Source organism: Glycomyces sp. NPDC048151 (genome assembly GCF_043202775.1).
Classification (GTDB): Bacteria; Actinomycetota; Actinomycetes; order Mycobacteriales; family Micromonosporaceae; genus Glycomyces.
On record NZ_JBIDBB010000006.1, the window covers coordinates 111,395 to 132,014 of the forward strand.

Genomic DNA, 20,620 nt, shown 5'->3' on the forward strand with positions numbered 1-20,620 from the left:
CCAGCTAGGACAAGGCGGCCGCTCGGTTTGTGACAGGGGAACCGGATTTTCTCAGGACCGGTCTTCGGCCTTGCCCGCCCACCAGCCGATCGCGTGGCGGATGTGCTGGCGCATGAGGGCTTCGGCGGCGTCGGCGTCGCCCGCGGCGAGGTGGTCGAGGAGGCGGTGGTGCTCGTCGGCGGAAGTGTGGAGGCGGCTCGACTCAACCATCGAGACGAGGCCGACGAGGCGGGTGCGCTCGCGGAGGTCCGCGATCGTCTCGACGAGGACGTCGTTGCCGAGAAGCCCCGTGAGTTCGAGGTGGAAGCGCTGATCGGCGAGGAGGTAGGCGGGGAGGTCGCCCGTGCGGGCCCCGGCGACGATCGCGTCCGCCTGGGCGCGGAAGTCCGCGAGGCGGTCGGCCGGGAAGGCCTCGGCGACGCGGGCCATCGCGGGCGGTTCGAGGAGCAGGCGGATCTCGACGAGGTCCCGGAGGAGCTCGTCGCTGACGGCGGTGACCCGGAACCCCTTGTTGCGCACCGTCTCCACGAAGCCGCGCTTCTCCAGGTCGAGCATCGCCTCCCGGACCGGGGTGGCCGAGACGGCGAACCGCTCGGCCGTGCGCGGGACGGTGAGCAGTGTGCCGGGCGCGAGCTCGCCGGAGATGATCGCGAGCGAGAGCATCCGGCCCACGCGCACGCGCAGGCTCTCGCCGGGTTCGAGGCGGCGGTCGCTCATCGCGGGCCGTCCTTCCCGGGGATGACCAGGCGCTGGCGCGGTTCCTCGTTGCCCGCGCGGTCGGTCGCGGCGTACTCGACGACCTGCGGTTCGGGGCCGATCGCGCGCACGAACGCCTCCTGGAAGGTGCCCCAGAACGTGCCCGGCCCTTCCCATTGGATCCGTTCGACGCCCGAGACCGCGTCGTCGGCGTGGAGGGTGATCTCCCAGCTCGACCCGAGTTCCTTCACCGTGGCGCGGGACCGCGGCGGGGCGGTGTCGACGCTGAGTTCGAGGCCCGTGGTCGCAGTGGTGCCGTCGGGTGCGGTCGCCCGGGCCTCGATGTACTGCACGCCTTCGGTGTCGATGGTGACGGGAGCCGTGTAGGGCCGCCAGTCGCCTTCGCCGACACGCAGTTCCAGCGCGGCCGTGCCGTCGGACGCGTGGAGGCGGACCTCGGGTGCGGTCGTGTACCAGCCGGACGGGGCCGGTTCGCCCACGACCTCGATCGCCACGGGCGCGTCGAACGCGATCGCGGGCTCGGGGCTGCGGACGTACATGTGGTACTTCGTGTCCAGGCCCGACCAGCAGGGTTCGAACGCGACGCCGTCGAGGACGACGGTGCCGTTCGAGGCGAGCTCGGCGAGGAGTGCGGGCGCGTCCGCGCCGCTGAGTGACGCGCCGTCGAACGGGAGCGAGGTGGTCAGCTCGGAGCGGGCGAGGAGGAGGGTGGGGCCGAGGAAGAGCGCGCTCCGCCGCTCGTCGTCGCGCATCGGTTCGGCGCGGAGCCGCGCCGGGGTGGTGAGGTGGAGGACGTCGCCGGTCTTCCACGCCCGGGTGACGCTCGTGTACTCGCCCGGGACGAGGTCCGCGTCCACGGCTTTGCCGTTGAGGCGCAGTTCGCGACCGCCTGCGGCCCAGGCGGGGACGCGGAGGTGGACGGTGCGCGCCTCGGCGGCCGCGCCCTCGAAGAGCAGCGTGACGCCTTCGCCCAGCGGGTAGCCCGAGCGCAGCCGGACGCGGAGCCCGGCCTCGGCCCAGTCCAGTTCGGAGTCGACCGGGAGGTTCACGTAGAGGCCGTCCGGGCCCTGGAAGTAGACCGTGTCCTGGTACTTGACGTGGTTCTCCAGGCCGGTGCCGCCGCAGCAGGTGCCGACGTTGCCGTACTCGCGGAACGCGCCCGGGTGGACCGGGAACATGTACGTCACTTCGGGACTGGTGTCGGATCTGGCGGCGCGGCGCGAGCCGAGGACGTGGTTGAGGACCGTCCGCTCGTAATAGTCCATGTAGGCCGGATCGAGCGTGTGCGCGAAGAGCCTGCGCGCGAGTTTCAGCAGGTTGTAGGCGGCGCAGGTCTCGGCGTTGCGGTGGCCCACGTCCCCGGCGACGGTGCCGGGCGGGCCCCACAGCTCGCTCTCGCCGGTGCCGCCGTGCGCGTACGTGCGGCCGGGCACGACCTGGGACCAGATGCCCTGCGCCGCTTGGAGGTAGCGGGCCTCGCCGGTGAGCTCGTACTCGTCGATGTAGCCGATGAGCTGGGGCAGGTGCTGGTTGGCGTGCATGTCCGTGAGGATGTCCGTGCCCGAGGCGCCCGCTTCGAGGACGTTCTCCTGGTCGAAGAACGCGGCGGTCTCCAGGAACAACGGCACGCGCGCGGCGGCGGCGAGGCGGGCCATGGTCTCGTTCATGCCGCCGAACTCCCCCGCGATGTACAGCGACCACATGCGCTGGCGGCGTTCGGGATCGAGGCGCGCCAGGCGCTGGTGGACCCAGTGGCCCATCGCGATGGCGATCGGGAGCGCCTGCTTGTTGCCGGTGTGCTCGTGGGCGTCCAGCAGCCCGGCCATGAGCTTGTGGCAGGTGTAGTAGGGTGCCCAGATCTCGCCGTAGGGCGCGAAGTCCTCCAGGCGGGAGAACTGCCATTCGCCGTAGGCGGCGAGGAAGCCCGGGTGGGAGTAGCGGCCCGTGGCCGCCAGCGCGGCCTGGACTTCGCCGAGGCCCATGACGAAGCCGTCGACCTTGGCCTTGAGGACGGGGTCCCGTTCGCCCGCGGCGGCGAGGGCGAGCATGGAGAGGAAGTGCCCGGCGTAGTGGCCGCGCAGGAGGTTCGCGGTGGGGGCGTGCTCGCGGCCGGGGTAGTCGTGCTCGCCCCAGGCCTCCTCGTCGGGGTGGCCGAAGTCCTCCCAGTTGCCGGGGGGCTCGGCGCCGCGCGTGTCGAGTCCGGCGTTGCGGCGGAAGACGGCGAGGAGGCGGTCGACGGGGTAGACGCGGGCGAGGTGCAGCATCTCGTCGCGGGCGCGGGCGAAGACGCTCGCGTCGTCGACGCGGACCGCGCCGAGCGGGAAGGGCCGCAGGACGGGTGGGGTCATGGGGTTTCCTTCAGGCGGGCCTGGGTCCAGGCTTCGACGCCCGCGGCGTCGATGGGGAGGGCCCCGGAGAGGACTTCGGCGCCGTCGGGGGTGACGAGGAGGTCGTCTTCGAGGCGGACGCCGATGCCGCGCAGTTCGGGCGGGACGGTGAGGTCGTTGGCGTGGAAGTAGAGGCCGGGTTCGACGGTCATGACGACGCCGGGTTCGAGGGGCGCGCCCGCGTACTCGTCGTATTCGGCGTGGCCGCAGTCGTGGACGTCGAGGCCGAGGTGGTGGCCTATGCCGCAGGCGAGGTAGCGGCGGAACTGCTGGCCCTGCGGGGAGAGGGCCTCGTCGACGGAGACTTGGAGGAGGCCCCAGTCGTGGAGGCCTTGGGCGATGACTTCCATTGCGGCGTAGTGGAAGTCGAGGTATTCGACGCCGGGGCGGATCTGGGCCATGCCGGCGCTGTGGGCCTTCTCGACGAGGTCGTGGACTTCGCGCTGCTGAGGGCTGAAGGTGCCGCCGGCGGGGAGGGTGCGGGTGACGTCGGCGGTGTAGAGGCTCTTGGCCTCGACGCCCATGTCGAGCAGGAGCGCGGCGTCGGGGATGACGGGGCCGTCGCAGCGGACCCAGTGGAGGACGGGCGCGTGCGGGCCGGAGCCGACGATGGACGTGTAGCCCGCGCCGTTGCCGTGGGTGCGGGCGTGGCGGTCGAAAGTGCCCTGGAGCCAGCGTTCGCCGAGGCCTTCGCCGATCGCGCGCGGGATCTCGCGGGCGACGGCGGCGAAGCCCGCGACGGTGGCGTCGATCGCGAGGCGCATCTGGCCGATCTCCCACGCGTCCTTGACCATGCGGAGGACGGAGAGGTGGCGGTCGAGGAGCGCGGAGGGTTCGAGGCCGTGCTCGGCGGCGAAGGCCGCGTCGGCGGTCTGGATCGTGAAGGCGCCCTTCAGGTCCAGGTCGTCGAGGGTTGTGAGCGGTGCGACGTTGATCTGGAGGGCTTCGGCCCAGGCCTGGAGGCCGGGTGAGGCGCCGACCCAGAGTTCGCCGTGGTTCATGTCGCGGAAGAACCCGTCCTCGCCGGGGCGGAAGGGCGGCGGGAGGTAGAGGCGGGCGTCGTGGCCGCCGGGGCGCGGGGTCATGACGAGGACGGCGTCCTCGGCCTGGCAGCCGGTGAGCCAGACAAAGTCGCTGTCGGGCCGGAAGAGGTAGGTGTTGTCGTCGTTGCGGGTGGGGGCGGTGCCGGAGTGGACGACGACGGTGGCCTCGGGCAGGCGCTCGCTGAGGCGCTGGCGGTGTGCGGCGGCGGACTCGGCGGCGCCTTCGACCGGGTTCGCGGGGACGGGCGTGTCGTCCCATCCGGTGGCGATGAAGTCGGTGAACGCCTTGATCTCGGCGATCCTGGGGCTGCGGGTGCCCGCGTGGGGCGGCCTCTGGTCGGTCATCGCTGTTCTCCTCCTCGGTCGCGCACGAGTTCGCGCAGGCGGGCGAAGACCCGCTCGGCGCCGATGCCGTCGTGCTCGTATTCGTTGGTGACCCAGGCCTGGGCGTTGCCGAGGCCGCGCAGGGTGTCGAGTTGCAGTCCGGAGTCGACGAACATGTCGTCGAAGTAGACGGCCGCCGCGACCGGGACGGTGTTGGCGGCGAGGCGTTCGGGGTCGAGGATCGGGCTCCACCGCTCGCGGGCGGCGAGGGCGTGGACGGCGGGCGCGAAGCCCTTGAGGAGGCGGACCTCCTCGAACATCCAGGGGAAGGCCATCTCGCCGGTGAACGGGAGCGGGCGGACGGTCTCGTCGAATTCGGGGCGGCGGTCGCGTTCGCGCTGCGCCGCCCAGGCGGTGGGGCCGTTGGGGCCGTCGCCGTAGATGGACTCCTGGAGGGTCCAGAAGAGGGGGTTGGCGGCGGAGGAGGTGCGGGCGAGGACCCCGGCGAGGAAGCCTTCGGAGAGGCGGTCGCCTCTGATGAAGGCGTCCTCGACGAGCCAGTGCATGCGCTCGAAGCCGGGTTTCATGCCGAAGTCGATGCCGAGGGACTGGAAGCGGCGCACGGTGAGCACGTCGCCGTCCGGGAGCAGGACGGGCTCGGCGGCGAGGCGGTCGGCGATCCTGGCGACCTGCTCGGCGTCGTGCGGGTAGCGGCGGTAGTACTCATTGGTCTTCGCGGCGACGCGGTCGAAGGTGCGGCGGTAGACCTCCTCGGCGCTCATCGGGTTGCCGGGGATGCCGCCGCAGACGTAGGCGGCGGCGAGGGCCTCGGGCGCGTGCGAGAGGTAGGCGAGGGTGAGCCAGCCGCCGTAGCTCTGCGCGAGCGTCGCCCATTTCCGTCCGTTGTAGACGGTTGTGCGGACGTGCTCGAGGTCGCGGACGATCGAGTCGGCCCTGAAGCGCGCCAGGTGGTCGGCTCCGGACTCGGCGTCCATCTCGGCGAGGATCTGGGCGTCGAGCGGGGTGCTGCGGCCGGTGCCGCGCTGGTCGACCAGGACGATCCGGTAGTGCTCCAGCGCTTCCTTGATCCAGCCGCCCGGTTCGAGCGGGCGGGGGTTCGCCCCGCCCGGGCCGCCTTGAAGGTACGTGAGGAGCGGGAGGTCGTCGCCGCGCTTGTCGGGGTCGACGAGCTCGCGCACGAAGACCTCGATCGCGTCCGAGTCCGGGTCCCACCAGTCGAGCGGGACCGGGACGTACCGTTCGCGGACGTGGATCCCCGGCAGCAGGTACTCGTTCACAGTTCGGCTTCCTCTCGTTCGCGGCGGGCCTGTTCGTTCCGCCTCCGTGCGGCGTCCCATTCTGGCCGGATGCGCGGCACGGCCGCGAGGAGCTTGCGGGTGTAGGCGTCCTGCGGCGCGTCGAACACGGCGTCGCGGTCGCCGGACTCGACGATGCGGCCGCCGTTCATGACCGCGACGCGCGTCGCGATCTGGCGGACGACGGCGAGGTCGTGCGCGATGAACAGGTAGCTGAAGCCCTCCTCGTCCTGGAGGCGGCGCAGCAGGTTGATGACCTGCGCCTGGACCGAGACGTCGAGGGCCGACACCGCCTCGTCGGCGATGATCAGCTTGGGGGACACGGCCAGCGCGCGGGCGATGCCGATGCGCTGGGCCTGCCCGCCCGAGAACTGGGCCGGGAAGCGGTCGGCGTGGTCGGGGTTGAGGCCGACGCGCTCCATGAGCGCCCCGGCGAACGCGCGGGCGCCGCCGGGGATCGGGCGGCGCTGGTAGGCGAGCGGCGCGGTGACGATCCGCTCCACGGTGTGCTTCGGGTTCAGCGACGAGTACGGGTCCTGGAAGACCATCTGCACTTCGCTGCGGAAGGCGTGCAGGAACTTCCCGGAGAGCGCGTGGACCTCGCGGCCGTCGAACTCGATGCTGCCGCTCGTGGCGTCGATGAGCCGCGCGATGAGGCGCGCGGTGGTGGACTTGCCGGAGCCGGACTCGCCGACGAGCGCGAGGGTCTCGCCTCTGCGCACTTCGAGCGAGACGTCGTCGACGGCGCGGAACTTCGCGGCGGTGCCGAGGAGGCCGCCGCCGGAGACGGTGAACTCCTTGACGAGGTTCCGCGCGCGCAGCAGGGTTTCGCCGGTCATCGGGCCTCCTCGGTGGACGACAGGGTGCGGAGCAGCCCGATCTCGTCGTCGATGCGCGGCACCGCGTCGAGGAGCATCCGCGTGTAGGGCGCCTGCGGGTCGGTGAAGATCCGCTCGGCCGAGCCCTGTTCGACGAGGTCGCCGTCGCGCATGACGACGATGTGGTCGGTGACCTCGCTGACGACGGCGAGGTCGTGGGTGATGAGGATGAGCCCGGCCCCGGTGTCGGCGCGGATCTCGGCCAGGAGGTCGAGGATCTGGGCCTGCACGGTGACGTCGAGGGCGGTGGTGGGCTCGTCGGCGATGATGAGCTCGGGTTCCATGCTGAGCGTCATCGCGATCATGACGCGCTGGCGCATGCCGCCGGAGAACTGGTGCGGGTAGTGGTCGACGCGCTTCGCGGCGTCGTTGATGTGGACGCGTTCCATGGCCTCGACGGCGACGGCGCGGGCCTGGCGGCGGGTCACGCCGGAGCGGTGCGAGCGGTAGGCCTCGGCTATCTGGGTCCCCACGGTGTAGTACGGGTTGAGGGAGGACAGCGGGTCCTGGAAGATCATCGCGATCCGGTCGCCCCGGAAGGAGCGCATGGCGCGTTCGGGCAGCATCGTGAGTTCGGTGCCGTCGAACTCGATGGAGCCGGTGCGCTTGGCGCCCTTGGGGAGCAGGCCCATGATGGCGAGGCTCGTCATGGACTTGCCGGAGCCGGACTCGCCGACGATGCCGAGCGCGCCGCCGCGCGGCAGGTCGAAGCCGAGGTCCTTGACGACGTCGTTGGCACCGAAGCCGACGGTCAGGCCTCGCACGCGCAGCAGGGTGTCCGAAGTGGTCATGCCGAGCTCCCTACTCGCACGCGCGGGTCGATGGCGGTGTAGAGCAGGTCGACGACCATGTTGCCGACGACGACCAGGAAGGCCGCGAGCAGCGTGACGCCCATGATGACCGGCTGGTCGTTCTTGGTGATCGAGTCGGCGGCCATCTTGCCGATGCCGTTGAGCCCGAACACGGTCTCGGTGATGAGGGCGCCGCCGAGGAGGCCCGCGAAGTCCATGCCGAAGATGGTGACGATCGGCGTGAGCGCCGGGCGCAGGGCGTGCCTGCGCCAGACCAGGCCGGGGCTGAGGCCCTTGGCGCGGGCGGTGCGCACGTAGTTCTCCTGCAGGGTCTCGATCACGTTCGCGCGGGTGAGTCTGGTGTAGACGGCCGCCATGCCGATGGCGAGCACGATCCAGGGCATGAGGAAGTTCTGGAACCACTGGAGCGGGTCGTCGGTGAACGCGACGGCCTGCGGGAACGGCAGCCAGCCGAGCGTCACCACCAGCAGGAACTGGAGCGAGAGCGCGAGCACGTAGTTGGGGATGGACATGCCGGTGAGGGTGAGGCCCGCGATGAACTTGTCGGCGAACTTCCCTTCCTTGACGGCGCTGAGCAGACCTCCGGCGACGCCCGCGAGGAGCCAGAGCACCGCGGCCCCGACGGCGACGGTGGCGGAGACGGGCAGGCGCTGCACGATCATGTCCGTCACGGCCTGGCTCGACTGGAACGAGTAGCCCAGGCACGGTGCGGCGCAGTCGATCGCGTTCGGCCCAGTCCCGTACGTGCGGCCCGCGAACAGGCCGGTGAGGAACGTCCAGAACTGGGTCCAGAAGGGCTGGTCGATGCCGAGGTTCGCGCGGATCTGGTCGATCGCCTCGGGCGTGCAGTTCTTGCCGCAGATCTGCACCGCCGGGTCGGGCGAGAGGACGAAGAAGATGACGAAGGTGAACAGGCACACCAGGAACAGCACGACGACCATGCCGAGCACCCGGTTGGCGACGAAGCGGATCATGCGGCCCCCTCCCCCAGGAGTTTGCGGATGCGGTCGCCGAGCACGGTGAACGAGAGCACGAGCAGGAACAGGAAGGCCCCCGGGATGAGGAAGTACGCGGGGTCGACCGCGTACCAGGGCACGGAGCTAGCGATCATCTGGCCCCAGGACGGGGTCGGCGGGACGACGCCGACGCCGAGGAACGACAGCCCCGCCTCGGTGCCGACGTAGCCGGGGACGGCGAGCGTCGTCATGACGATGATGGTGGAGGCGAGGTTCGGCAGGATCTCCTTGAAGATGATCTGCGCGCTGGTCGCGCCCGAGGCCTTCGCGGCCTCCACGAACTCCCGCTCCTTGAGCGACATGGTCTGCCCGCGCACGATGCGCGCCAGGTACGGCCAGCCGAAGAACGAGATCACCAGGACCAGCAGGAACTGGCGGTTCTCGGCGGGCAGGGCCGAGAGGACGGCGATCATGAAGATGAGCGCCGGGAAGGCCATGAGGAACTCCATGACGCGCGAGACGACCATGTCGACGCGGCCGCCGAAGTACCCGGCGATCAGCCCGAAGACCACGCCGAGGAAGGTCGTCAGGAGCGTCGCCGAGATCGCGATGAGCATCGAGACCCTGGCGCCGTAGACGATCCGGGCGAAGATGTCGCGCCCGTTCCCGGGTTCGACGCCGAACCAGTGGTCGGCGCCCATGCCGCCCGCGGCCCCGAGCGGGATGCCGCCCAGGTTCGGGTCGACGGCGTCCTGGTCGAACTCGAGCGGGCCGTAGCCGCTGATCTTGACCAGCAGCGGCGCGGCGACCGCCATGAGGACGATGAGCAGGATGTAGACGGCGCACGCGACGGCCGCCTTGTCGCGGAGGAAGGCGCGGGCGACGCGTCGCCCGGAGGCGGGCGGCGTCGCGCTGCCGTGCAGCGCTTCACCGCCCGCCGCGCCTTCGGCTTCGAGCTCGGTCGGAGCGAAGGACATCGGGGATCAGCCTCGCGACGGGTCGCTCAGGCCGATGATCGTCAGGTCGGTCATGCTCGTGTTCGGGATGTACCCGGCGATGTTCTCGCCCGGCAGGAACACGCTGGGCTCCTGGAGCAGCGGGACCATCGGCGCGTGCGCCATGACCTCCTCGTCGAAGTTGCCCCACTCGACGTTGGCCGCCTCGAGGTCGGTCATCGCGCGGATCTCGTCGATCCTGGCGTTGATCGTCGGGTCGTCGAACATGCCGATGTTGGTGTTGCCCTTCTCGGTGATGACGCGGCCGTCCACGAGCGGCGGCACCATGGTGCTGGAGCTGGAGGCCCAGTCCGGGCACCAGCCGGTGATCGCGGCGTCGCTCATCTGCGAGGGCGTGCCGATCGTCTCGTAGTAGGTCGAGACGTCGATGACGTTGAGCTGCACGTCCACGTTGATCTTGGCGAGGGCCTGCTGGATGGACTCGGCCTGCGCCTGCATGATCGGGTTCGAGCGGATGTCGAGCGTGAACGAGAAGCCGTCGCCGAGGCCGGCGGCTTCGAGGAGCTCCTTGGCCTTCTCGGGGTCGCCGTTGTTGCCTTCGCTCGGGTAGAGGTCGAAGTCCTTGTGACCGTTCACCGCGTTGGGGATGATCGTGGTGGCGGGCAGGGCGAGCTGGTTGCCGCCCGAGGCGGTCTGGAGCGAGGTGCGGTCGATCGCGTAGTTCATCGCCTGGCGCACTTCGAGCTTGTCGAACGGGGCCTCGGAGTTGTCCATGCCCATGTAGGTGACGCAGTAGGCCTCGGCGCTGATGACGCGGTCCTGGAGGTCGGGGCTCTGGAGGCGCGCGAGGGTCGCGGGCTGGATCTTGCCGGAGATCGCGTTCACGTCCGTGCCCTGGCCGGCGAGCAGGCGCTCGTCGATGGTCGCGCCTTCGAGGCCGATCTCGAACTCCCACGCGTCCGGGTAGGCCTTGCGCACCTCGTCGGTGGCGGCGTCCCAGTGCTCGTTGCGCACGAGCTTGATGGAGCTGCCGGGCGTGTACGAGTCGAGGGTGTAAGGGCCGGAGGCGATCACGTCCTTGATGAACTCGTCGCCCGCGCCGGTGCCGACCGGGAACGGCACGGCGTTGACCTGGGCCACGACGTTGTCGAACTCGGGGAACGGGGCCTTGAGGTGGAAGACGATGGTCCGCTCGTCCGGGGTCTCGATGCCCGGGTGCTCGCCGGACTGGTAGGGGCCCTTGTAGTCCTCGGGGGCCTCGACGGTGTTCTTGAGCCAGGGCGAGCCGATGCCGATCTCGGGGTCCCAGGCCCGGGAGATGCCGAACTTCAGCTCGGCGGAGGTGATGGGGGTGCCGTCGTCGAACTTCAGGCCCTCTTTGAGGGTGTAGGTCCAGGTGAGGCCGTCTTCCGAAGCGGTGCCGAGGCTTTCGGCCATGTCGGGGACGACGGCGTTCGGGTCCTCGGCGTCGCCCGCGGCCTGCATGGTGAGGCCGCGGTAGATGAGGCGGTAGAAGGCGTTGACGCCGCCGTCCCAGCCGCGGGCCGGGTCGAGGTAGGAGAAGTCGGCGTTCTGGAGCATGTGGACGGTGCCGCCGGTCTGGGGCGTGCCGCCGGGGCCGTCGCCCCCGCCGCCCTCGTCGCCGCCGCCGGAACAGGCGGTGAGGAGCAGCGCCGCGGCTGCGAGCGCCGCCGCCGCGCGGGTCGCTTTTCTGATCATGGGGGGATTTCCTATCGCTAGTTCGCGCCGCTGGGCCGCGTCAGCGGAATGGGGGTGCGCGCCGTTGGAACCCTCTGACGACCGGCCCAGCCTTCGGGATTCGCAGTAACATATCACATATCACATATCATTGGAACGGCCTCGGATTCCGATTTCATTAACCGGGTTAAGTACGGTACTGTGCCCCTCGACATGCCGAAACGCACGGCGGCGCACCCGTAGGCGAGATCCCAAGCGCCGCAAGCACTGTCCTCATATCTGAAGGAACGACGTGAACCAAGGAACCTGGACCCTCCTGCGCCGCGACGGCGTAGCCCTCGTCCTCAAAGCCGACGCGGGCCTTCCCTGCGTACTGCACTGGGGCGCGGACCTGGGCCCGCTCGAACCCGGGGACCTCGACGGGCTCGACCGCGCCACCGGCCGCCAGACCGCGCCCGGCACGCTCGACGCCGCCTGGCGGCTCTCGCTGGCGCCGCAGGAGTCCGAGGGCTGGTCGGGCCGCCCGGCGCTCCTCGCGACCCGCGACGGCCGCCCGCTCCACCCGCGCTGGGACGCGACGGTGGAACAGGACGGCGAAGCGGCCGTGGAGGTCACCGCCGTCGCCGCCGACGCGGGCCTGACGCTGCGGACCCGCATCGCGATCGGCGCGGGCGGGCTCGTCCTGGTCGACCACGAGCTGCGCAACGACGGCGAGGGGACCGTCGAGGTCGCCTGGCTGGAGGCGACGCTGCCGGTGCCGAAGACCGCCGACCACCTCACGTCCTTCACCGGCCGCTGGGCCCGCGAGAAGGCCCCGGTGACCACCGCGATCCCGCGCGGGTCCACGGTGCGCGAGTCGCGTCGCGGGCGCGGCGGCCACGACGCCCCGTGGATCACCTTGGCGTCCAACGGGACCCCGCGCAACCGCACCGGCGAGGTGTGGGCCGTGCACCTGGGCTGGAGCGCCGACGTGCGCCACCGCACCGACCGCCACACCGACCACGTGAGCCTCATCGGCGCGGGCGAACTGCTGCGCCCCACCGAGATCCGCCTGGAGACCGGCGAGTCCTACGCCGCGCCGACCGCGTACTTCTCGTGGTCCCAGACCGGGCTCGACGGCGTCGCCGACCGCTTCCACACGTGGATGCGCGCCCGCCCGCAGCACCCGAAGAGCGCTCGCCCGCTCGTGCTCAACACCTGGGAGGCCGTGTACTTCGACCACGACCCGGCCCGGGTGGAGGCCTTGGCGCGCAAGGCGGCCGAGGTCGGCGTCGAGCGGTTCGTGCTCGACGACGGCTGGTTCCTGGCCCGCCGCCACGACCGGGCCGGGCTCGGCGACTGGGAGGTCGACCCGGCCGTGTGGCCCGACGGCCTCGAACCGCTCGCCGACCTCGTCAGGTCCCTGGGGATGCAGTTCGGCCTGTGGTTCGAGCCGGAGATGGTCAACATCGACTCGGACCTCGCACGCGCGCACCCGGACTGGCTGCTCGCCAGCCCCGAGTCCGTGCCCTCGCCCGAGGGGATCTCGTTCCGCACGCAGTACGTGCTCGACCTGGCGAACCCTGAAGCGTTCGAGCACGTGCGCGGCCAGATGTCCGCGCTCGTCGACCGGCTCGGGATCGCGTTCATCAAGTGGGACCACAACCGGGACCTCGTCGAGGCGGTGCACGAGGGGATGCCGGGCACGCATCCGCAGACGCTCGCGGCCTACCGGCTGATCGACCGCCTCAAGGCCGACCACCCGGGCCTGGAGATCGAGTCGTGCTCGTCGGGCGGCGCCCGCACCGACCTGGGCATCCTCGCGCGGACCGACCGCGTGTGGGCCTCGGACTCGAACGACCCGGTCGAGCGGCAGGACATCCAGCGGTGGACCGAGCTCGTGCTGCCGCCCGAGATGATCGGCGCGCACGTGGGCCCCTCGCCCGCGCACTCCACCGGACGGGCCACCGCGCTGGCCTACCGGATCGCGACCTCGCTGCAGGGCTCGGCCGGCTTCGAGTGGGACATCCTGTCCTGCAACGAGGAGGAGACCGAGCAGATCAAGGCGTTCGGCGCGCTGTACAAGGAGCTGCGCGCTCTGCTGCACACCGGCAGCGTCGTGCACCCGGACGTGGTGGACCCGGCGCTGCGCGTGCGCGGCGTCGTCGCGGCCGACCGCTCCGAGGCGGTGTTCACCGTGGCCACCGTGGCGTCGCTCGAGGACGCGCTGCCGCAGCGGCTCCTGCTCGACGGCCTCGACCCCGAGCGGCGGTACACGCTCCGCGTGCGCGACGAGATCGGCGCGGCCCGGTTCGGCTGGACGACCCCGCCGTGGCTGGGCAAGGACCCGGTCTCGGTCCCCGGCCGCGTCCTGACCGAGGTCGGCCTGCAGCTGCCGGGCCTGTGGCCGGTGCAGGCGGTCATGATCCACCTCAACGCCGAATGATGTAGCGGCGCAACACGATCCGTGCGGGGTCGACCGTCAGGGCGGTCGGCCCCGCGTTTTTTGTTCGCACCGCCCTCTTGTAGATCGCTCTACATCATGTGTAGATTGATCTCCATCGCTATAACCGGGAGGTTCGCATGGCGGCGCAGAAGGCCGGATCGGTCACCATCGAGGACGTGGCCCGCGAGGCCGGGGTCTCGCGGGCGGCCGTCTCCAAGGTCATCCGCGACGCCTACGGGGTCAGCCCGGCCATGCGCGAGCGCGTGAACGCGGCGATCGCGAAGCTCGGGTACCGGCCCAGCGTCTCGGCGAGGGGCATGCGCGGCAAGACGTTCACGCTCGGCATCGAGATACCGGAGCTGTCGAACCCGTTCTTCCCGCTGCTGCTCGCGGGCGCGACGGCGGCCCTGTCCGGCTCGCCGTACCAGCTCGTCATCGCCCCGGCCGACCCCGCGCACAGCGAGGGCTACCGGGCGATCCAGGCCCTCGTCGACCGCCAGGTCGACGGGGTCATCGCGGTCTCGCCGCTGGTCGAACCGGCCTGGCTGAGCGAGCTCGCGGCGACGGTGCCGGTCGTGATGCTCGGCCGCCACGACCGCGCCGAGGGGTACGACACCGTGGTGAGCGACGACGAGGCCGGGGCCCGCGAGGTCATGCGGCACCTCATCGGGCTCGGGCACCGCGACATCGCCCACCTCACCGGGCCGTCGGACCGCACCAGGCCCGGTTCCGGCGTGCCGCAGGCGATCCGCCTGGAGGCCTACCGGAAGGCGATGCAGGAGGCCGGGCTCGGCGACCGCATCAGCGTCGCCCGGGCCGCCGACGTCACCGCCGACGCGCACCGCACTGCCCTGGCCCTGCTCTCCGGCGCGGAGCGGCCGACGGCGGTCTTCGCCTGCCACGACGAACCGGCGCTCGGCGTCCTGCGCGCCGTCGCCGACGCCGGGCTCACCGCCGACGAGGTCTCCGTCGCCGGATACGACGGCATCGAGATCGCCGGCCACCCCGGCATCTCGCTCACCACCGTCCGCCAGGACGGCGAGCTGATGGGCCGCCTCGCCGTCGAGCTGCTGCTCGAACGCATCAACGGGCGCACCCGACCGCGGCACGAGGTGGTCCGGCCCGACCTCGTCGTCCGCTCCAGCACCCGGCCGCCGCGCCCGCGCGGCACCGCCACGCGCCTCGCGGCACTGGGCGACCACTGAGGAATTCCTACGAGCACAACCGCATACGCGATCCCTCACGAAATGAATCGTTCCAACCGGGACGATCGGGCGTTACCAACGGAGGTCACGACCATGCACTCGACCCATCGACCCCTCCTCCCCCGCGCCGCCGCAGGCGCCGCGGCCGCAGTGCTCGCCGCGGGCCTCGCCGCCTGCTCCACCGGGGGCGACGACGACGGCACGCTGAACATCCTCATCGACAACTCCGAGGCCACCGGCAGCCTCATGCAGGCCCTCGTCGACGCCTACACCGAGGCCAACCCCGACGTCGAGATCGAACTCGAGATCCGCCCCGGCGGCACCGAGGGCGACAACATCGTCAAGACCCGCCTCCAGACCGGCGACATGCCCGACCTGTTCTTCTACAACTCCGGGTCGCTGCTCCAGGCGCTCACCCCGGACCAGATGCTCGTCGACCTCGGCGGCGAGTCCTACATGGACAACGTGACCGACACCTTCAAGACCGGGGTGAGCTCCGGCGACGCCGTCTACGGCGTGCCCGTGGGCCACGCGATCGGCGGCGGCGTCCTCTACAACCTGGACGTCTACGATGAGCTGGGCCTGGAGGTGCCGACCACCTGGGACGCGTTCATGGCGAACAACCGACTGATCCTCGACGCGGGGCAGACCGCGCCGGTGATCCAGACCTACGGCACCGAGTCCGCGTGGACCTCGCAGCTGTTCATCCTGGCGGACAACTACAACGTGCTCGCGGCCGAACCGGACTGGGCCGAGGCGTACACCGCGAACGAGGCCCACTTCGCCGACACCCCGGCGGCGCTGGCCGGGTTCGAGCACCTCCAGGAGGTGGCCGAGGCCGGGTACCTCAACGACGACTTCGCGTCGCTGACGTACAACGAGGGCCTCGCGGCGCTCGTCGCGGGCGAGGGCGCCCACTACCCGATCCTCACCAACGCGCTCACCGAGATCGAGGCGGTCGACCCCGAGGGCGTCGAGCGGCTCGGCTTCTTCGGGCTCCCCGGGGACGCACCCGTAGAGGCGGGCGTGACCACGTGGCTGCCCGGCGCGCTCTACCTGCCGCAGACGAACGAGGACCCGGGCCCGGCGCAGGACTTCCTCGCGTTCGTCGCCAGCACCGAGGGCTGCGTCGCGCAGAGCGCCGGGGTCACGGTGATCGGCCCGTACTTCATCGACGGCTGCACCGTGCCCGAGGAGGTGCCGCCCGCCGTCGCGCAGCTCCAGGCGTACTTCGACGCGGAGCTGACGGCCCCGGCCCTGGAGTTCCTGTCGCCGGTCAAGGGCCCGGCGCTGGAGCAGATCACCGTGGAGGTCGGCTCGGGCATCCGCACGGCCGCCGACGCCGCCGCCCTCTACGACGAGGACGTCAAGAAGCAGGCCCAGCAACTGGGTCTCGAAGGCTGGTAACGACATTCGGCCGCGCCCGGCCATGCCGGGCGCGGCGCTTCGAAGGAGCTCCCCCATGACGACCACCGCCCTGGGCGCGCGGCGCGAACGCCGGCGCGACCCCCGCCGCCACTATCCGATGTGGTTCTACCTGCCCGCGGCCGCCGTGTACGGCGTCCTGTTCATCGTCCCCACGATCGCCTCGCTCTACTTCGCGTTCACCCGCTGGAACCTCGCCGGGGCCGAGTTCATCGGCCTGGAGAACTTCGCCCTGTTCTTCCGCGAGCCCTACCTGTTCCAGGGCCTGGTCAACACACTCGTCTACGGCGCGTTGACCTCAGGGCTCAAAGTGGTGCTCGGGCTGCTGCTCGGGGTGTTCCTGACCTCGCAGATCATCGCCCGCGGCTACCTCAGGTCGGTCGTGTTCTTCCCGGTCCTGGTGAGCACCGTCGGCGTCGGCGTCACGTTCGCCGTACTCATGGACCCCGCGGACGGCCTCGTCAACCGGTCCCTCGCGCTGCTCGGCGTCGACGGGCCGGGCTGGCTCACCGACCCGAACCTCGCCCTGGTCTCCGTCGCGCTCGTGGACGTCTGGAAGGGCGTCGGGCTCGCGACCCTCATCTACATCGCGGGGATCGTGGCGATCCCGCAGGAGCTGTTCGAATCGGCCAAAGTGGACGGCGCGAGCGGGTACCAGAACCTGCGGTACGTGATCCTGCCGCTGCTGTGGCCCGCGACCTCGACGGTGATCGTGCTGTCGCTCATCGGCGGACTCCGGTCCTTCGACCTCATCTGGACGATGACGCAGGGCGGCCCCGGGTTCACCTCCGACGTCGTCGCGTCGGTGATCTTCAAGCAGTACCAGGCCGGGTTCTGGGGGCTCTCCAGCGCCGGGAACGTGGTGCTGTTCCTGCTCGTCAGCGCGGTCATGGTGCCGCTCTACTGGCTCATGGGCCGCAAGGAGGTCGAGCGGTGAAGCGCACCAGAGGCGTCGTCCCGGGCCTGATCGCCATCGCCCTCTCGGCCGTGGTCTTCCTCGTCCCGTTCGCGTTCATCGTCCTGACCGCCTCGAAGACGCGCGCAGAGGCGGCGCTGCGGGAGTTCTCGCTGCCGAGCGAGTGGGCGGTCTGGGAGAACTTCCTCGCTGTCGTGCAGGCCCGCGACTACATGCTCCTGGCCGCGTTCGTGAACAGCACCATCCTCACCGTGGCGAGCATCGTCCTCATGGTCGTGCTCGCGGCCATGGTCGGGTACGTGATGCAGCGCCGCCCGAACCGGTGGACGCCGCTGGCGAACGCGCTCGTCCTCGCCGGGCTCATCATCCCGCCCGCCGTGGTGCCGACGATCTGGGTGCTGCAGGGGCTCGGGCTGTTCCGGACCCTGCCGGGGCTCGTGCTCATCGAAGTGGCGTACGGGCTCTCGTTCTGCGTGCTGCTGTTCCGGGCGTTCGTGGCCACGATCCCGCGCGAGGTCGACGAGGCGGCGGTGATCGACGGGGCCGGGCCGGTGCGCCTGTTCTTCCAGGTGATCCTGCCGCTGCTCAGGTCGGTGATCGTCACGGTCGTCATCGTGCAGGCCGTGGCGGTGTTCAACGACTTCCAGAACCCGCTGTACTTCCTGCCCGGCGACGACCACGCCACCGTGCAGCTCACGCTCTACAACTTCCGCAGCCAGTACACGACGCAGTGGAACCTGCTGTTCATGGACATCCTGCTCATCACCATCCCGCCATTGATCATGTACGCCTTCTTCAACCGCCAGATCGTCGCCGGGCTCACCTCCGGCGCCGTCAAAGGCTAGGAGCCACCCGAAATGCACCCATCAGTCCACAGTGTCCGATCTGAGTACCGCACCGACTCGCCGTTCACCGGCACCGGCCGCCCCCGGCTGTCGTGGAAGACCGAGACGACCGCGCCGAACTGGACGCAGACCGGCGCCGAGATCGAGTGGCGGCGCGGCGAGGCCGTTGCCGTCGCCCGCGTCGAGGGCCCCGACTCGGTGCTCGTCGCCTGGCCGTTCGAGTCGCTGCTCCCCCGCGAGCGCGGCGAGGTGCGCGTGCGGGTCCACGGCCCCGACGGCGCGGCGTCCGAGTGGAGCGCGCCGCTGGAGGTCCGCGCCGGGTTCCTCGCCGAGGGCGAGTGGCGGGCGAGGTTCCTCACCGTGCCCGAGCCCGCCGACATCGGCCAGCCGGTCCTGCTGCGCCGCGAGTTCCATGTGCGCGAAGGACTCCGGGCCGCGACCCTCTACAGCACCGCGCGCGGCCTGTTCCAGGTCGAGATCGGCGGCGTCCCGGTCGACGCGGAGCGCTTCAAGCCGGGGTGGACGGCGTACAAGAGCCGCCTCGTGCACGAGACGAACGACGTCACCGCGCTGCTGAACAACGGCCCCAACGCCATCGGAGCGACGTTGGCGGGCGGCTGGTACACCGAGAGCTTCGGCTTCCACGGCGAGGCCAGGCCGTACTACGGGAAGTACCCGAGCTTCGCGGCGCAGCTCGTGCTCGAATACGAGGACGGGACGACCGAGACGATCGCCACGGGCGACGGCGGCTGGCGGGCGACCGCCGACGGGCCGGTCACCGCGAGCGGCATCTACGCGGGCGAGGACTACGACGCGCGGCGCGCCATGCCGGGCTGGTCGACACCCGGCTTCGACGACAAGGCATGGCTCGACGCGCGCCAGGACAGCGCGAAGGCGATCGTGCCCGTCCCGCGCACGACGCCGCCCGTGCGGGCCACCGAGGAGCTGCCGGTCGCCGAGGTGATCACCACCCCCGGCGGCCGTACGGTGCTCGACTTCGGGCAGAACCTCGTGGGGCACCTGCGCATCCGCGTCTCGGGCCGCGAGGGCGACACGGTCGTGCTGCGCCACGCCGAGGTCCTCGAGCACGGCGAGCTCGGCGTGCGCCCGCTGCGGTACGCCAAGGCCACCGACCGGTACACCTTGGCGGGCAACGGGGTCGAGACCTGGGAGCCCGCGTTCACGTTCCACGGGTTCCGGTACGCCGAGATCCAGGGCTGGCCGGGCGAGTTCGACCCGGCCGACGTCACCGCCGTCGTCGTGCACTCCGACATGGACCGCACCGGCTGGTTCGACTCCTCGCACGCACAGCTGAACCGCCTGCACGAGAACGTCGTCTGGGGCATGCGGGGCAACTTCCTGTCGATCCCCACCGACTGCCCGCAGCGCGACGAGCGCCTCGGCTGGACCGGCGACATCCAGGTCTTCACGCCCACCGCGTCGTACCTGTACGACGCGAACGGGTTCCTCGCCGGGTGGCTCGAGGACCTCGCGCTGGAGCAGGAGGCGATCGACGGGGTCCCGTTCATCGTGCCGAACGTGCTCGAATGGGCGAAGACCCCGGCCGCGGCCTGGGCCGACGCCGCCACGGTCGTGCCCTCCGTCCTCTACGAGCGGTACGCCGACCGCGCGGTGGTCGAACACCAGTACCCGAGCATGCGGGCCTGGGTCGACCAGGTCGCGGCGCTCGCGGGCGAGCGGCGGCTGTGGGAGGGCGGCTTCCAATTCGGCGACTGGCTCGACCCGAACGCCCCACCGGACGAGCCCGGCCAGGCCAAGACCGACCACGACATCGTCGCCAGCGCCTACCTGTTCCGGTCCTCGCAGCTGGTGGCGGATGCGGCGCGGCTGCTCGGGTTCGACGAGGACGCGAAGCGGTACGGGGCGTACGCCGAGGAGGTGCGGGCGGCGTGGCTGCGGGAGTACGTGACTCCGGCGGGGCGGATCGTGTCGGACGCGCAGACGGCGTACGCGCTGGCGATCGTGTTCGGGCTGGCGGTGGACGCGGAGCTGCTCGAACGCCTCGGGGCCCGGCTCGCGAAGCTGGTCGAGAAGGCGGACCACCGGATCGGGACGGGGTTCGTGGGAACGCCGCTGATCCAGGACGCGCTGGTGCGCACGGGGCACGCCGCGACGGCGCGGGCGCTGCTGCTGCAGACGGGGGTGCCGTCGTGGCTGTACCCGGTCCGGATGGGGGCGACGACGATCTGGGAGCGCTGGGACTCGATGCTCGAGGACGGCACGATCAACCCGGGGCAGATGACGTCGTTCAACCACTACGCGTTCGGGGCGATCGCGGACTGGATGCACCGGACGGTGGCGGGTCTGGCGCCGCTGGAGCCGGGGTACCGGAAGCTGCTGGTCGCGCCGGTGCCGCTGGCGGGGCTGGAGTGGGCGGCGACGGAGCTGGAGACGCCGTACGGCCGGGCGACGGTGCGCTGGGACGCGGGCGGGGGTTCGCTGTCGGTGCGGGTGACGGTGCCGCCCAACACGACCGCGCGGGTGGAGCTGCCGGGGCGCGAGCCTGAGGAGGTCGGTTCGGGCGAGCACGAGTGGACGTGCGCGGACCCGCGTCCGGCGACGGAGTAGGGCCCGGGGGTCCGGGGCCCATACCGGCCCGGGACCCCCGAAACTTTTTATATGTCCCGGTAAACCAACTGCGGCCGGGAAGGCCGTTGCGGTAGGTCCCGCCATGGGCTACGGTCGATCGTCGAGGC

At 71.1% G+C, this 20,620-nt stretch carries 15 protein-coding genes; 6 read left to right on the plus strand and 9 right to left on the minus strand.

Annotated features, from left to right (window positions below; genetic code table 11):
• Positions 1-51 precede the first annotated feature (51 nt).
• Genes ACGGCP_RS15625 through ACGGCP_RS15665 form a run of 9 tightly spaced genes read right to left on the minus strand, consistent with a single transcriptional unit; the run spans position 52 to position 11,108 of the window.
• Positions 52-717: a GntR family transcriptional regulator gene (locus ACGGCP_RS15625; protein ID WP_392966589.1), complete on the minus strand. Its 666-nt coding sequence runs from the start codon at positions 715-717 to the stop codon at positions 52-54.
• Positions 714-3,065, minus strand: coding sequence for a glycoside hydrolase family 127 protein (locus tag ACGGCP_RS15630; RefSeq protein ID WP_392966591.1), 2,352 nt, complete (start codon positions 3,063-3,065; stop codon positions 714-716). The genes ACGGCP_RS15625 and ACGGCP_RS15630 overlap by 4 nt, the downstream gene beginning before the upstream one ends.
• Entirely contained in the window at positions 3,062-4,492 is a 1,431-nt protein-coding gene (locus ACGGCP_RS15635; RefSeq protein ID WP_392966593.1) for an aminopeptidase P family protein, read from the minus strand. The genes ACGGCP_RS15630 and ACGGCP_RS15635 overlap by 4 nt, the downstream gene beginning before the upstream one ends.
• Complete coding sequence (locus ACGGCP_RS15640) at positions 4,489-5,769, minus strand: alpha/beta fold hydrolase (protein ID WP_392966595.1); 1,281 nt, start codon at positions 5,767-5,769, stop codon at positions 4,489-4,491. The genes ACGGCP_RS15635 and ACGGCP_RS15640 overlap by 4 nt, the downstream gene beginning before the upstream one ends.
• On the minus strand, positions 5,766-6,626 hold the full coding sequence (locus ACGGCP_RS15645) for an ATP-binding cassette domain-containing protein (protein WP_392966597.1): 861 nt from the start codon (positions 6,624-6,626) through the stop codon (positions 5,766-5,768). The genes ACGGCP_RS15640 and ACGGCP_RS15645 overlap by 4 nt, the downstream gene beginning before the upstream one ends.
• Entirely contained in the window at positions 6,623-7,456 is an 834-nt protein-coding gene (locus ACGGCP_RS15650; protein ID WP_392966599.1) for an ABC transporter ATP-binding protein, read from the minus strand. The genes ACGGCP_RS15645 and ACGGCP_RS15650 overlap by 4 nt, the downstream gene beginning before the upstream one ends.
• A complete protein-coding gene (locus ACGGCP_RS15655; RefSeq protein WP_392966601.1) occupies positions 7,453-8,451 on the minus strand; it encodes an ABC transporter permease in 999 nt (332 codons plus the stop codon). The genes ACGGCP_RS15650 and ACGGCP_RS15655 overlap by 4 nt, the downstream gene beginning before the upstream one ends.
• The gene (locus ACGGCP_RS15660; RefSeq protein WP_392966603.1) at positions 8,448-9,410 is read right to left on the minus strand and encodes an ABC transporter permease; all 963 of its coding nucleotides are present in this window, start codon (positions 9,408-9,410) and stop codon (positions 8,448-8,450) included. Before ACGGCP_RS15660 ends, ACGGCP_RS15655 begins: the two co-directional genes overlap by 4 nt.
• A 6-nt stretch (positions 9,411-9,416) precedes the next feature.
• Complete coding sequence (locus ACGGCP_RS15665; protein WP_392966605.1) at positions 9,417-11,108, minus strand: ABC transporter substrate-binding protein; 1,692 nt, start codon at positions 11,106-11,108, stop codon at positions 9,417-9,419.
• A gap of 271 nt (positions 11,109-11,379) precedes the next feature.
• Between ACGGCP_RS15665 and ACGGCP_RS15670 the strand changes: the two genes are divergently transcribed.
• The 6 genes from ACGGCP_RS15670 (at position 11,380) to ACGGCP_RS15695 (ending at position 20,492) form a co-directional block, all read left to right on the plus strand.
• Positions 11,380-13,512, plus strand: a complete 2,133-nt coding sequence (locus ACGGCP_RS15670) for an alpha-galactosidase (RefSeq protein WP_392966606.1) — start codon at positions 11,380-11,382, stop codon at positions 13,510-13,512.
• 137 nt (positions 13,513-13,649) lie between these two features.
• Complete coding sequence (locus ACGGCP_RS15675) at positions 13,650-14,717, plus strand: LacI family DNA-binding transcriptional regulator (RefSeq protein WP_392966608.1); 1,068 nt, start codon at positions 13,650-13,652, stop codon at positions 14,715-14,717.
• Positions 14,718-14,810: 93 nt separating this feature from the next.
• Positions 14,811-16,124 carry an ABC transporter substrate-binding protein gene (locus ACGGCP_RS15680; protein ID WP_392966610.1) on the plus strand — a complete coding sequence of 438 codons (1,314 nt, stop codon included), beginning with the start codon at positions 14,811-14,813 and terminating at the stop codon, positions 16,122-16,124.
• Between the two features lie 55 nt (positions 16,125-16,179).
• The gene (locus ACGGCP_RS15685; protein WP_392966612.1) at positions 16,180-17,079 is read left to right on the plus strand and encodes a carbohydrate ABC transporter permease; all 900 of its coding nucleotides are present in this window, start codon (positions 16,180-16,182) and stop codon (positions 17,077-17,079) included.
• The gene (locus ACGGCP_RS15690; protein WP_392966614.1) at positions 17,076-17,903 is read left to right on the plus strand and encodes a carbohydrate ABC transporter permease; all 828 of its coding nucleotides are present in this window, start codon (positions 17,076-17,078) and stop codon (positions 17,901-17,903) included. The genes ACGGCP_RS15685 and ACGGCP_RS15690 overlap by 4 nt, the downstream gene beginning before the upstream one ends.
• Positions 17,904-17,915: 12 nt before the next feature.
• The gene (locus ACGGCP_RS15695; RefSeq protein ID WP_392966616.1) at positions 17,916-20,492 is read left to right on the plus strand and encodes a family 78 glycoside hydrolase catalytic domain; all 2,577 of its coding nucleotides are present in this window, start codon (positions 17,916-17,918) and stop codon (positions 20,490-20,492) included.
• Positions 20,493-20,620: the final 128 nt, after the last annotated feature.

Bases quoted from the DNA above. Each gene is read 5' to 3' on its own strand.
- ACGGCP_RS15630 (WP_392966591.1), bottom strand. From the start codon at position 3,065: ATGACCCCACCCGTCCTGCGGCCCTTCCCGCTCGGCGCGGTCCGCGTC.
- ACGGCP_RS15625 (WP_392966589.1), bottom strand. From the start codon at position 717: ATGAGCGACCGCCGCCTCGAACCCGGCGAGAGCCTGCGCGTGCGCGTG.
- ACGGCP_RS15680 (WP_392966610.1), top strand. From the start codon at position 14,811: ATGCACTCGACCCATCGACCCCTCCTCCCCCGCGCCGCCGCAGGCGCC.
- ACGGCP_RS15645 (WP_392966597.1), bottom strand. From the start codon at position 6,626: ATGACCGGCGAAACCCTGCTGCGCGCGCGGAACCTCGTCAAGGAGTTC.
- ACGGCP_RS15650 (WP_392966599.1), bottom strand. From the start codon at position 7,456: ATGACCACTTCGGACACCCTGCTGCGCGTGCGAGGCCTGACCGTCGGC.
- ACGGCP_RS15685 (WP_392966612.1), top strand. From the start codon at position 16,180: ATGACGACCACCGCCCTGGGCGCGCGGCGCGAACGCCGGCGCGACCCC.
- ACGGCP_RS15655 (WP_392966601.1), bottom strand. From the start codon at position 8,451: ATGATCCGCTTCGTCGCCAACCGGGTGCTCGGCATGGTCGTCGTGCTG.
- ACGGCP_RS15665 (WP_392966605.1), bottom strand. From the start codon at position 11,108: ATGATCAGAAAAGCGACCCGCGCGGCGGCGGCGCTCGCAGCCGCGGCG.
- ACGGCP_RS15635 (WP_392966593.1), bottom strand. From the start codon at position 4,492: ATGACCGACCAGAGGCCGCCCCACGCGGGCACCCGCAGCCCCAGGATC.
- ACGGCP_RS15660 (WP_392966603.1), bottom strand. From the start codon at position 9,410: ATGTCCTTCGCTCCGACCGAGCTCGAAGCCGAAGGCGCGGCGGGCGGT.
- ACGGCP_RS15675 (WP_392966608.1), top strand. From the start codon at position 13,650: ATGGCGGCGCAGAAGGCCGGATCGGTCACCATCGAGGACGTGGCCCGC.
- ACGGCP_RS15695 (WP_392966616.1), top strand. From the start codon at position 17,916: ATGCACCCATCAGTCCACAGTGTCCGATCTGAGTACCGCACCGACTCG.